At 51.3% G+C, this 12,668-nt stretch carries 10 protein-coding genes and 2 pseudogenes; 8 read left to right on the forward strand and 4 right to left on the reverse strand.

Annotated features, from left to right (window positions below):
• The first annotated feature begins 108 nt into the window (after positions 1–108).
• From ACR0L9_RS19160 to ACR0L9_RS19185, 6 genes are all read left to right on the forward strand, one after another.
• Positions 109–1,527: a UbiA family prenyltransferase gene (locus ACR0L9_RS19160; RefSeq protein WP_480896441.1), complete on the forward strand. Its 1,419-nt coding sequence runs from the start codon at positions 109–111 to the stop codon at positions 1,525–1,527.
• Complete coding sequence (locus ACR0L9_RS19165) at positions 1,524–1,946, forward strand: GtrA family protein (protein ID WP_480572064.1); 423 nt, start codon at positions 1,524–1,526, stop codon at positions 1,944–1,946. The genes ACR0L9_RS19160 and ACR0L9_RS19165 overlap by 4 nt, the downstream gene beginning before the upstream one ends.
• A complete protein-coding gene (locus ACR0L9_RS19170) occupies positions 1,943–3,268 on the forward strand; it encodes an FAD-binding oxidoreductase (RefSeq protein WP_480572061.1) in 1,326 nt (441 codons plus the stop codon). Before ACR0L9_RS19165 ends, ACR0L9_RS19170 begins: the two co-directional genes overlap by 4 nt.
• Positions 3,265–4,002, forward strand: a complete 738-nt coding sequence (locus ACR0L9_RS19175) for an SDR family oxidoreductase (RefSeq protein WP_480572058.1) — start codon at positions 3,265–3,267, stop codon at positions 4,000–4,002. Before ACR0L9_RS19170 ends, ACR0L9_RS19175 begins: the two co-directional genes overlap by 4 nt.
• Before the next feature lie 433 nt (positions 4,003–4,435).
• Complete coding sequence (locus ACR0L9_RS19180) at positions 4,436–5,194, forward strand: hypothetical protein (RefSeq protein ID WP_480896442.1); 759 nt, start codon at positions 4,436–4,438, stop codon at positions 5,192–5,194.
• A 17-nt stretch (positions 5,195–5,211) separates the two neighbouring features.
• On the forward strand, positions 5,212–5,637 hold the full coding sequence (locus ACR0L9_RS19185) for a hypothetical protein (RefSeq protein ID WP_480896443.1): 426 nt from the start codon (positions 5,212–5,214) through the stop codon (positions 5,635–5,637).
• 374 nt (positions 5,638–6,011) lie between these two features.
• Here the strand turns inward: ACR0L9_RS19185 and ACR0L9_RS19190 are convergent, their stop codons facing one another.
• A complete protein-coding gene (locus tag ACR0L9_RS19190; protein ID WP_480572052.1) occupies positions 6,012–6,785 on the reverse strand; it encodes an extensin-like domain-containing protein in 774 nt (257 codons plus the stop codon).
• Positions 6,786–6,920: 135 nt separating this feature from the next.
• Positions 6,921–7,136: pseudogene (locus tag ACR0L9_RS19195) on the reverse strand (integrase core domain-containing protein); the annotation flags it as partial.
• A gap of 455 nt (positions 7,137–7,591) precedes the next feature.
• Here ACR0L9_RS19195 and ACR0L9_RS19200 point away from each other — a divergent pair.
• Complete coding sequence (locus ACR0L9_RS19200; RefSeq protein ID WP_480572049.1) at positions 7,592–8,323, forward strand: metallophosphoesterase; 732 nt, start codon at positions 7,592–7,594, stop codon at positions 8,321–8,323.
• A gap of 255 nt (positions 8,324–8,578) precedes the next feature.
• Here ACR0L9_RS19200 and ACR0L9_RS19205 read toward each other — a convergent pair whose 3' ends face one another.
• Positions 8,579–9,985, reverse strand: coding sequence for an AAA family ATPase (locus tag ACR0L9_RS19205; RefSeq protein WP_480896445.1), 1,407 nt, complete (start codon positions 9,983–9,985; stop codon positions 8,579–8,581).
• Between the two features lie 421 nt (positions 9,986–10,406).
• Here ACR0L9_RS19205 and ACR0L9_RS19210 point away from each other — a divergent pair, with 421 nt between their 5' ends.
• A complete protein-coding gene (locus ACR0L9_RS19210) occupies positions 10,407–11,372 on the forward strand; it encodes a replication initiator protein A (protein WP_480896446.1) in 966 nt (321 codons plus the stop codon).
• Between the two features lie 724 nt (positions 11,373–12,096).
• Here ACR0L9_RS19210 and ACR0L9_RS19215 read toward each other — a convergent pair.
• Positions 12,097–12,299, reverse strand: a pseudogene (locus ACR0L9_RS19215) (transposase); the annotation flags it as partial.
• Positions 12,300–12,668: the final 369 nt, after the last annotated feature.

Raw genomic sequence — 12,668 nt, forward strand, 5'->3', positions numbered from 1 at the left:
TTGTCATGCTAAATGCCCGCCTAGATCATTTTTCAGTGGTGGCATAACCTGCTTTTGTGGATAAAGCAGAGTTAATCTTGTCTGAAACTGTCTTTTCTAAGTCTTTTTATGCGCGAAACTCTTGTTGTTGATCTGGATCACACGCTTCTGAAAAGCGATGCTCTATTCGAGAGTTTCTGGTCGGCTTTCAGTCGGGACTGGCGCAGTCCATTCCGATCTGTATTGGCGCTGTCGCAAGGTAAAGCAGCCTTGAAGCGGTATCTTGCCCAGGCGGCACAAGTCGATATGACAACGCTTCCCTATGATGCCGAGGTGGTCAATTACATTAAGTCTTGGCGTGAAGCGGGTGGGCGCACGGCCTTGGTCACAGCTTCAGACGACAAAATCGCACAGGAAATTGGGGCGCACCTCAAGCTCTTTGATGAGGTTCATGGATCAGACGGCGTGAAGAACCTCAAAGGGGAGCGCAAGGCACAATTTCTGATCGAGACCTATGGCGAAAAGCAATTTGCTTACATGGGTGACTCCGAAGCTGATCTCGCCGTTTGGAAGCACGCGAAACAGGCAATCACGGTCAACCTGTCCGACACAATGAAGACGCGTGCCACCCAAGTTGCAGGTGAGATCGAGCATCTTGCGACCCATTCGCCAACGATTGCTGCCTATCTCAAAGCCATTCGGCCCCATCAGTGGATGAAGAATGTCTTAGTGTTCCTGCCCATGCTGGCCGCACACCAAATCAATGGGGCCAGTCTTTTTGCCTCATTGCTCGCTTTCATCTCGTTCAGTCTGGTCGCCTCCAGTGTTTATGTGCTGAACGATCTTCTCGATCTCAATGCGGATCGCGCCCATCCGCGCAAGCGCCTTAGGCCCTTTGCCTCTGGCAGCATTCCAATTGCCTCTGGCACATGGATGGCTGCGGGCCTGTTGGGTTTGGGAGCTATGACTGCCGCCGTTCTGGGGCCAGCCTTCTTCGGTGTGATGGTTGGGTACTACGCACTGACCACCGGATATTCGCTATATCTGAAACGGCGCGTCGTAGTTGATATCTGTGTTCTTGCCGGGCTTTATACGGTGCGCCTCGTGGCGGGTGCGGTCGCTACGGATATACCGCTGTCCGTGTGGCTCCTTGCATTTTCGGTCTTCTTTTTCTTGTCCCTTGCGGCGGTCAAGCGCCAGGCAGAGCTGGTCGATAACGTTAAGCAAGGCAAGCTCAAAACCTCAGGTCGCGGTTATCATGTGGACGATCTGCCAATCATTTCGATGGTTTCCATCAGTGCCGGATATGTCGCTGTTTTGGTGATGGCACTTTATGTGAGCTCCCCAGCCGTTATGCAACTCTATGCACACCCCGAGGCGTTGTGGGGCGTATGCGCCATCCTGATTTATTGGATCACGCGCACTGTCATGCTCGCGCATCGCGGGGCGATGCATGACGATCCGGTTGTCTATGCGGCAAAGGATCGGGTCAGCCAGGTATGTTTCTTGTTCATACTTGCTTTTGTTGTGGCAGGAGCTGCGCTGTGACCCTGCGAGTATTGATTTTCAGATATGCTGCATTCGCGATGATGGCTACCATCGCGAATTTGGGTGTCCAGCGATTGGTGCTGACCCAAGGTAGTGATGGGATGACTTTTGCTTTGGCCATAGGGGCTGGAACCTTGGTTGGCTTGGTCATCAAGTACATCCTCGACAAGAGGTGGATATTCTACGATCTCGGCACTGGCGTGAGGGCCCACGGGCAGAAATTCTCGCTCTACACCGCCATGGGATTAATTACGACAATGATCTTCTGGGGTACTGAGACTGCCTTCTGGCTGATCTGGCAAACGGATATCATGCGGGAACTTGGTGCGGTGATTGGTCTGAGCATTGGCTATATCGTCAAATACAACCTAGATCGACTATTTGTATTCACCGACAGTCGTTTGGAGGTGCCGACATGATGTTGTCAGGATGGGGGCGCTATCCGATACTAGAGGCCAGTGTGCATGCACCGCGCAGCATTGCTGCGCTTCAGGACGTGGTGCGCTCGGAGCCTAGTGTGATCGCGCGCGGCAATGGACGAGCCTACGGCGACAGCGCCATCAACAACGCCGCTACCTTGGAGACGCGGCACCTCAATCGCATGTTGGCATTCGATTCTGACGCCGGTCAGTTGATAGCAGAGCCCGGCGTCTTGCTTGGTGACATCATCACCGCGTTTTTGCCGCGGGGATGGTTTCCCCAGATCACACCTGGTACCAAGTTCGTGACGCTCGGCGGGGCCATCGCAGCGGATGTGCACGGCAAGAACCACCACAAAGATGGCAGCTTCCGCACCTGTGTCGATTGGGTAGACGTTATGGGGGCTGCTGGTGCGATCAAACGCTGCAGTCGCACAGAAAACCCCGTTCTTTTTGAACACACCGTTGGCGGGATGGGTCTCACTGGGATCATCACACAGGCCGCGATCCGGTTGCAGCCTGTCGAAACGGCCTGGATACGGCAAAGCACACACCCAGCGCCGAACCTGAAAGCAGCCATGGGTGTATTTGAGGCTAACCACGACGCCACCTATTCCGTTGCATGGATCGATTGCCTTGCCAGAGGGGCGGATCTGGGTCGCTCCTTGGTCATGCTTGGCGAACATGCCGGCCTGAGTGACCTTTCCGAAATACAGATCAAAGCACCTTTCGAAGTGCCCCAGAAAACAAAGCGCACCGTGCCCTTTGATTTCCCGGGATTCGCTCTAAATCCGATCACAGTACGCGCTTTCAATGCGCTCTATTATTGGGCGGGAGCTCGAAAGACTGGGCCGCAAATTGTCGATTGGGATACGTATTTCTACCCACTCGACGCCATCTTGCAGTGGAACCGCATCTACGGGCGCAAGGGCTTTGCACAATTTCAGTGCGTATTGCCGCTTGATGCTTCTGAAGAAGGTCTGTCAGAACTCCTCAAAGCAATCTCAAAAGCAGGCGCTGGGTCATTTCTAGCAGTCCTGAAACGCTTTGGTGTGCAAGACAGCGTGTTTTCTTTCCCGATGGAAGGCTACACGCTTTGCCTTGATTTCCCGATCAACGCAAAAACGCTCGCACTGCTCAACGAGCTTGACCAGATAACGCTTGAGCATGGCGGGCGCTTCTATCTTGCCAAGGACAGCCGTATGTCCGCCGAAACCTTTGCCGCCTCGGACAAAAGGATCGGAGCATTTCGTACGCAGCGCAAAGATTGCGCCTGGCAAGAAAGTTTTACCTCAGCACAATCAGAAAGGCTCGCCCTATGACGAAGCCCACCGTCCTCATCCTGGGCGCGCGTTCTGACATCGGCAAAGCCACGGCCCATGCCTTTGCCGCCCTTGGCCATCCAATTCAACTTGCTGCACGCAGAGCCAAGACGCTCGAATCCGACCAATCCGACATCGCGCTCCGGCATGGCGTGAACGTCACCCTGCATGAGTTCGACGCGCTAGACATCCAGTCTCATGCCTCGTTCATTGATCAGCTACCAGAGTTGCCGGAAATTGCAGTCTGCGCTGTTGGGTTGATGGGCGAACAGTCAGAAAACGAACATGATTTGGACGCCGCAACCCTCGTGATGCGCAGCAACTACGAGGGACCCGCCAGCATCCTCGCGGTGCTCGCAAACCGCTTCGAAGATCGCGGCCACGGCACTCTCGTCGGCATCAGCTCCGTCGCAGGGGAACGAGGTCGTGCCACAAACTACGTATACGGCTCTGCCAAGGCTGGATTCACAGCGTTTTTATCAGGCCTGCGCAACCGGCTTTCTAAAAAGGGCGTGCATGTCGTAACCGTACTCCCAGGATTCGTCGCCACTCAAATGACCGAAGGCATGGATTTGCCCCCAAAATTGACTGCACAACCGAGAGAAATAGGATTGGCCATTGCTCGCGCGGTCGCGAACAAGCGGGACATCATCTATGTGCGAGCTATCTGGAAAACAATCATGGCAATTATTCGAAGCATACCAGAGAAAAAATTCAAAAAGATGAGTATTTAGCTGAGAAAAAAATAATTCTCAACGATCGCGAGCGAACAAAAGAAAAACTTTCTCGAATATAAAAAAGGAGCATTCAATGCGGGCAATCCAGAACCGGAATAGTATTATGAGCTATCTCACAAACGAGATAGTTTTTGTGCCCGTTTTTTTGCTCTGGGGTTTACGTTGTTCTGGAGCACGTTCCAAGTAGGGTATTTCGGAGATGATTTTGAATTTTTGCGCCTAGAAGGCCCTTGGTGGCGTACATTTTCGGAAGCAAACAGGACGGGATTCCTGCGCCCCATAGAATCTTTTGTAATCTATATATCGCAATCAATCTGGGGAGATGATCCTCTCTTTCTGCATATCTTTAATCTTCTTGGCCACATACTTTATTCAATTACTACTTTTTACTTTTGCCTAATACTTACAGACAATCGAGAAGCATCTCTCATTGCCGCTTTTTTTTACGCTTATCTGCCAAGCTGCGGTCTACCCGCTCGGAAATATTGATACAATTTCGCAAGTTTTTGCGAGTCTTTTCGGCCTACTTTCAATCGTTCTGGTTTGCCTGGCGATCCAGAGCTCCGATACTGCCAAAGCTTATTCTCTCAGTTTGGTTGCATTTCTTTTTTCGATATTGAGTAAAGAAGGTGGCGTCGGATATGTCCCTGCTCTTTTTTTAGTCGTTGTATATCAAGTTAGGCGCGATCCAAGCGGGACTAATCGCCAAAAGATGACTAACGTTTTTAAAATATTCTTGCCGTTTCTTTTGGTCTTTCTTGCCTATTTTTTCTTTTACCGAGCGAACGCCGTCGGTGAAATTTCTTCAGATCGATATTCTCTTTCAATTGGATTGAATATCATTAAAAATATTGGCTTAGTCACTGCGGGATTGTTCTTTCCATTTTCTAAGTTTGATATAGTTCTTGCATTGCATAGACAGGACTACTTAGAAGTCGCGTTTTTTGTTTTTCTTTCGTTTTCTTTCTGGATTGCCATCTATGTTGGTGTTCGAGAATTTACGAGAAATCGCGGGTGGGTATTACCGCTTCTTTTCTTGCTACTAGCCTATATCGCCTTAAGTCCCACCTTGCTTACACAAAAAGTTGGCGAGCTATATTTGTACTCATCTCTTCCATTTCTATTTGCATTTATTGGGATAGGACTTTGGCATCTCTGTTCTGACGTCAGGTTTATAGACGTGCCGTAGCCCTTACAGCTGGTCTCATGCTTGTCATCGTGAATGTCACCGCCATCAAATCAAAGGCGAACTATATGGTCAAGGAGAGCACAACATCGACAGCCTTTTATACAGGGATTGAAAACAACCTTTCCATGTACTCTCACGTAAAGGAAATTTTTATCCTAGACAAAACAAATGACGTTGAACCCTATTATTCCGCATTCAGCCGCCCAACGCGCAGCATGATCGGAAACGCGCAAAACTTTTTGGCATCTCAATATCTCGGATTGCCCAGCATCCATTTAATCAGCACCGCGGATTTTAAATCTGGTCAACCTGAATATGCGTCTTCGGTTGTCTTGACCTTAACACCTAACATGCTGCTTGAGTGCAGCGACCCTGTTTCAGAGGTAGATTGCAAGGTTCTGTCCCAGGTGCCTTGGGACTGGTATATAAAATCAAATGACTAAAGCGCGCCGCCCAAAACCAGAATCGCGGGAATTCCCAACAAGCTGATTTTGTGATTCACCCTGATTGGGAGGATGGATCATGTCAGCACCTTTGCCGGAAGCCCTTCGGGCGCGGTTTCAGAGATTGATTGAGGAAGGGTTAAGCGGACGGGCGGCGGCCTTGCGATTGAAGCTTTCGCTAGCCACGGGAGCCCGATGGGCATTGCGATCCGACAGAAAGGTCGGGCGGAGGCAGCGCCTCAGGGGCGACCGAAAGGTAGGGGCAAGCTTGACCCGCACCGACACACGAATGCGCAGGGGCAAGAGATGAGGAAGGCCATCAACGAGCATGTGTGTTTGGTGCGAGAAATAGAGCAACTATAAGATAGCGGCGGTTATCGGCAATAGGGTCCGCTGCGTCGATGTGTCGTATCAAAGTGGAAGTGCCCTTTGTGAAATCGGTCGGCATCGGGCCCGAGTACCGTACCGAACAATCCGCAAGCGCCGGCGTGAAGTTCGCGCATAACTGTGCTTGTCTCTTTGTTCGTCCATCCTTCTTGAACAGTAATCACAGTGCCATCCATGAGTATGAATGACGATATGTCTATGGCACGCCCGTAAGCATGTGCCGAAAGACGAGCACCAGGTTGATTGTTTTGGGTTTTGCAAGCGTAGTGGCCGGATAAACGCAGGCCCTTCAGTCCACCTCCCTGATCCGCAAAGGCCGGTTTTGCTGTATTCTCCAACCATGTCTTCAAGGTAACGGCGGTCTCGCAATCCATTAGCGCCAACTGGCTGAGCAAGATTTCAGACACAATGCGGATGCGAACAGGTTCGGCAATGCCGCATCCCCGAAGTCGCCCTTTAATCGGCTTGCGGTTTTCACCGATGATGGTCCAATCGCCACAAACTACTCCACGTTCGCGCATCTTTTTGCGTCCAACTTCGAATTGGCGAAACTTGCATGGCCGTAAGCGTGGCCTTGGAGAAATTGTTAAATCTCGTTTCGGGTTGGCAGCTATGGCCCCTTCCTCGGAGTTCATTTCAGGATCTTTTGGTAGTTCGTACTCTACTACCTCTTGCAGTCGCCCATTCGCGCCTTCCTCGCAGTCGGGAGCCGCGTTCGCGATACTTGCGCAAAAGATAAACAATGGAAAAAATACCCGCATTGACCAGCAATATACCTTTTGAGCCCGAAAAAACGCCCTGCTGCAAGTTTCTGAAGATTGACGGTATCCGACAATAATATGTGCGAGTCCGTTCGGACTCTTGAGCAGCCTGATCTGGCTGATCCAAATTGATTGTTAGTGCATGATTGGCCTCAGTTCCATCGAGATGATGGTTTCTGGGGCTGGTGGATGATAACCCAAAGCACTATGCGGTCTCTTCTTATTGTAGTGTTTCCTCCATTGTTCGATCAGAATTTGAACCTCGCGCAAGCTGTAGAAGATCTCGCCGTTGAGCAGTTCATCCCTCATCCTCCCGTTGAAGCTTTCGCAATATCCGTTTTTCCAAGGTGATCTTAGCTGTCACTGTACCCTTAATTACTGGGCGCTGGCTCAAAAAGGTTTTTTAAATCAGTGCCTTATTGTGCCTTTAATTTCTGGACTGTATCACGAATTACCGGATTTCACTCTCATTTCCACTCTCTGATGGTTACGATGAGCCTGAAATCCTCCGCTACGCAATCAACCTATTCTGTTCCATGGATGCTGATGGCCTACACTAGGCGACCTGTGGATATCCTGAAATTAAGGGAACCGTGACAGCTTAGTCCCGACACAAGTCCTGAGTTGGTTATTATCGACTTCAATTTTTGTAAAAGAAACCTAAGCTGCATGGGTACGATAGTAGGCATTGGGCTCGTTCAGAGCATGAAAAAAGATACGTTTTCAACCGATTGATCTTGTCGCAGACACTGCTTACTTGGCGTGCAGAATCTGAGCACTTTCATTGCGATGGATTGGAGCAAAAGATGTTGAAAGCCTGGACCGCCAAGCGGCGAGAGAAATATCAAGTATCTCGGCCGATAGAGCCAGAACATCAGTTCTATGCAATCGGTGATATCCACGGTCGTTCCGATCTGTTGGAACGTGTGCTGTTGCAACTGCCTGAGGCCTCCCAGGTTGTTTTCGTCGGGGACTATATCGACCGTGGTGAAGATAGCGCAGGTGTTTTGCGTAGACTTATTGGTCGCCCCAACTCTCATTTTCTCATGGGAAATCACGAGGAGATGCTGTTGGCATTTCTAGAAAATCCACTTGCGAATGGCTCTAGATGGCTGCGCTATGGTGGTTTACAAACATTGGCTAGCTTTGGTGTTTCGAACGTGACGGAAACCTGCGATCCAAACAGACTGGAAGCTGTACGAGATGCTCTTCGCAAAGCGATGGGGCCAGAGCAAATCTTCTGGTTGCGCAACCTGCTCTACCAGTATCAAAACGGCAATGTCACCGTCGTACATGCCGGAGCTGACCCAAAGCAAAAAATCGACCTACAAGACAAACACAATTTTATCTGGGGTCATCATGACTTCGGAAAGGTCATGCGAGAGGACGGTTTATGGATCGTTCATGGTCATACCATCGTTAGTAACCCAGTTGCGGAAAAAGGTATTATCTCGATCGATACTGGTGCCTACGCGACCGGACAGCTTTGCGTTGCCAATATTTTTCATGGTGGTGTCAGTTTCAACGTTGTTGGTTGAGCACTAAAGATTGTGACAGTGAGGCTTCAAAGCCGCCCAGCGTAGCTGCGTTGCTTGAATGAACTAATTACCTTCACCTAGCACCATGGGCCCCTCAGCCCCCGTCATCGCGCAGTTCATCTCATCAAGGTTGCGCTGGTTGATGTATCTTATGCAACTTTGGCAATAGGCATGCAGCTCATGGCCTCAGGATAGACCAAATTCGTCTCTAGGAAGCCGGCTTTGGTTCTTGCGGATAACCCAAGCCGTTTTCGTTTAGCCGTGGGCTTTCTCTTTGCTTGCCTGCATCGCCAGCTCGTCGCGCCGCCAAGCCCCCATGATCAGCTTTTTGACCCCTGCATAGGTTTCGTCAAAGGTTTGACGTCCCTTTGCATAGGTCTCGCGATTAAAATCACGGTAATCGGCCTCGTAGACGGCGGATACTTGCTCGCTTGCCTGGCCGATGAGAGCGGTAAAATCCTGGCGATAGGGTGAAAGCGCCGTACCAAGGTAGGCTTGCATAAGAGCCGAGAACTCCGCCTGCTGTGCCCCATCGTAGCGAGTAACCACTGCGCGCACCGCGTCCCATTCGAAACGGAGTCCCGTATGTCCAAGCGCACGAGCCGCAATATTCTCCTCCTCTTCGATGCTGGTAAAGGTTGCGTGCAGCATATCAAAGAACCGTCCAGTACTCTGGAACTCGAGAAAAGAGGCCCCTGTCGGCACCAGCAAGATATCGGCGGCGGCCAGAGCGTTGATCGTGAGATACCCAAGGGCAGGAGGCGTATCGAGTACCACCAGATCATAGCTGTCCAGCGCCCCGTCGGCCTGCAGGCGCTCTGAGAGCGCATGCCAGAGCTTCCATGATCGGGCCTGCATGCGCCATGCGGGCACCTGAAACTCTGCCCAGTAGAGATCGAGCTGAGCGCCCAGCAGGTCGATGTTGGGCCAGTGGGTACTCTGCACCAGATCTTGAACGCGCCTCTCCATGGCCTGCGCCACCGTGTCATCGAGGGGTAAGGGATTTTCTCCGCGATCAAGACGTCTCTGGTTTTCGCGCCGCAAATGTTCTCCGTAGTGACGAGCCAGCACCGGAAAGACGGTGTGCCACTCATCCGCGACGCGACCACCAAAAATCGAGGTCATCGACCCCTGGCTGTCAAGGTCCACCACCAGAACCTTGTAGCCATCCAGAGCGGCGGACATGGCTAGATGTGCTGCCGTAGAAGTCTTGCCCACACCACCCTTAAAGTTGGCAACCGAAACGATCTTGGACGGCAATCCCTTGGGGTGGTAGGGCAAGTAGCCACGGGTCTTGACCCCTTCGGAGGCAAAATGTGCACGCAGGCGTAGCACTTCATCGAGGGTGAACCATTTAGCTCCGCCTTCGGATTCCGTCCACCCCTGCGGCAGATCTGGATTCTGACGCAGCACCCGGCGAAGATGGGCGGGTGCCACGGGAATGAGATATTTTGTAATTTCCCAGGTGGAGAACCGACGTAAGGTTTTCCGTTTTGTTTCACCCAGGCCGCGTGCGGTGAGGTCATCTCTCCCGCGCCTGCAGGCTTTTGCAATGGTTGCAATGCTTTCAGTGGTTAAAGGATGTCCAAGCGCTTCTAACGCCTGATCAGGGGAAATTCCGTGATAGGGAACGGGGCTGTCGCTGCTCATCGATACTTCCATGTTATGCGTTTCCTTCAATGTAACACAAAAGATATAACATGGAAGTTTTACCCACTTCTTCGCTTATTTTTCTAAGAAAATAAAGGTTTTGTGGAGGCGATACGGTTTTTTTGGTGTGCTGAAGCTACAAATCTCTCGTTAATATTCTGTTATATTTAGTTAAGGAAAATGGGTTTCTCTTAAGCTACTGATTTAGAAAGAAATTCAATCTTCGACTAAAGTTCAACCGACTCCGAAAACCCGAAAGACTGACTCCAATCCCCCGAAAGACCGACTCTGATCCCCCGATCTTTGCGTGAAACCCACTAGGCGGGGCGACGACCTGTGGATAAGTTGGGTGTCACTAAAACCACGAATCCCCAGAAGGGGACGTCAGAAACTTGATCCTGAACATGGGTCGTGAGGCAGATGAGTAAAAAATATGACATCCGCAGCAGTGGGCGATTTTTTTGTATGCGATTTTTTTGGGGCCAGTCCGAAACACGATCTGGCCTCGCTGGAGCATCCACTTTTTTCGCTGTCGACCCGTCCCGACCGTCGTATCCTTAATTATGTCCATAACGATGTGACGGTGACGGTGACACCTTCGGTTCGGGGGCGTGCCACGATCTTTGATGCGGATATCTTAATCTTTTGCATCAGCCAGCTGATGGCGGCGCTCAATGCGGGGAAATCGGTGTCTAGACGGCTGACACTGACGGCGCATGACCTGATGCTTGCGACTGGGCGGGAGACCAGCGGCGATGCCTACAGGCGTCTCAAAGAGGCCTTTGAGCGGCTCGCGGGTACCCGTATCACCACGAACATCCGCACAGGCGACACCGAGGTTACGACGGGTTTCGGTCTCATCGAAAGCTGGGAAATCGTGCGCAAGACCCGGGCCGGGCGGATGGTAGCGGTCTCCGTCACACTGTCCGAATGGATTTTTCGAGCGGTCAAGGCGCGTTCTGTGCTGACCCTCAGCCGCGCGTATTTCGGGTTGCGCAAACCGTTGGAGCGGCGACTTTATGCACTAGCACGCAAGCATTGCGGACAGCAGCAGAGCTGGCGCGTCTCGGTGGAGGTGCTCTTGAAAAAGTCGGGCTCTGTCAGCCCTCGCCGCGTCTTTCGCGCCATGCTGCGTGATATTATTTCCCGCGACAGCTTGCCCGAGTATCAGCTTACGGAAGAGCAAGGTGACATCATCGCTGTTTCGCGCCGCGACATGGTGATAGACGACGGGCGGGGCCTTATGCTGGCGCCGGAGACGCTTGACGAAGCTCGCAAGCTGGTGCCCGGCGCTGACGTCTATGCACTGGAGGCGGAATGGCGGTATTTCGCAGCACGCCGCCCACCAAGATATGCAGATGCAGCTTTCTTAGGCTGGTTGCGCAAAAAGGATATTTAACCGAAGCTTTGCGACTTATGGTGTTCTTTCCAAGTGTGTTCAGCATTGGCCGAGCAGTTGGGAAGGTGCTTTTAGCTAGTTTGAAAGTTTTGCATCGTTCGTTTAGGTGCCTCTGATTTGAGGTTTCTCCAATGGTGTTCCGTTAACGGTGGCCGCATTGTTTAAGGTCTGGTGTGGACGTGTCGCGGTTTGATGCCGCCCCTTTGATAGCAGCTACTGTAGCAAAAGAGACGAACTATGGAACTAAAACGGAAGGACGAATTCCGGACTGATACGGGCCTCCAACCTTTGAGCCCGGGGGGGCCGACGCTCGGCAGTTGATCTGGTCTCTAGTGATCAGTGCCAGAGGTATTTATCACCGTAGTCAAGCGGAAAACTGCCATTTAGTGTCATTGACTTAATTGAGGATCAAAAAGACCAAAAAATATCATACAACTTCAGATGAGGCAGAATTTGCGTACAAAAAAGGTCCGTGATCATGGCAGCGCTTCTAACTGGAGCAGTAGTAGGCTGGATAGCAAGCTTCGCTCTGTGGTTCGCTTACTCGTTTAGCTTTTTTCCGGGTCTTTTATTGGGTGCTGCGTTTGGCACGGTTGTGATATTTCTTATTCTACTGGTGCAATCGATACCTGGGCTTTTTGGTAAACGCTCGAAAACGGAACAACATGCCAACTCGAGGTATACCGCAGTCTAACTCGTCCGTCGGATTGACAACGACCATCTACCACCTGTTGCCGGTGAAAGATTCGGGCGTAACGCGCGGACAGTACTCCTTGGACGCATCGCGCCACCGTAAGCCATTGCAATTGATGAAGATAATCCCGTTCAATACATGCCTGTCATCAACATGAGGCTTGCCATAGGGCTTGGGAAAAAGGGCTCCAGACGAGCCATCTGCTCGTTGTTCAGCCAGAATAGATCAGACAAGCTACCGCTCCGTTTTGCGCAGCCCAGTGGGAATCAATTGGTCCTGAGCCTAGCAGTAGTCATCTACTGATTGTGAAACCTGACCTTTAAAAATTGTACAAGTCCGGATGGGGCAGAATTTTAGCGCAAAAGGGTGAGTGATCAGAGTACGGCGATGATCGGCCGGCTTGTGGTCGTTCGGGTGTCAGTTTTCCCGCCCCTAACAATTCTCAGCCGCGCACTCTTCTAGTGAAGTGTTGCACTCTTGCGGAGTGCTGCTCGCGTGTGTCTGACACTGGAAAGCCAAAATTTCGCCCATCAAGAGACAATAAGAACACGCATTGTGTTTGTGGGCGGGAGATTAGAGTGCAGGTGTGAGAAAAATTGCAG

Source organism: Ruegeria sp. I3 (assembly GCF_056532525.1).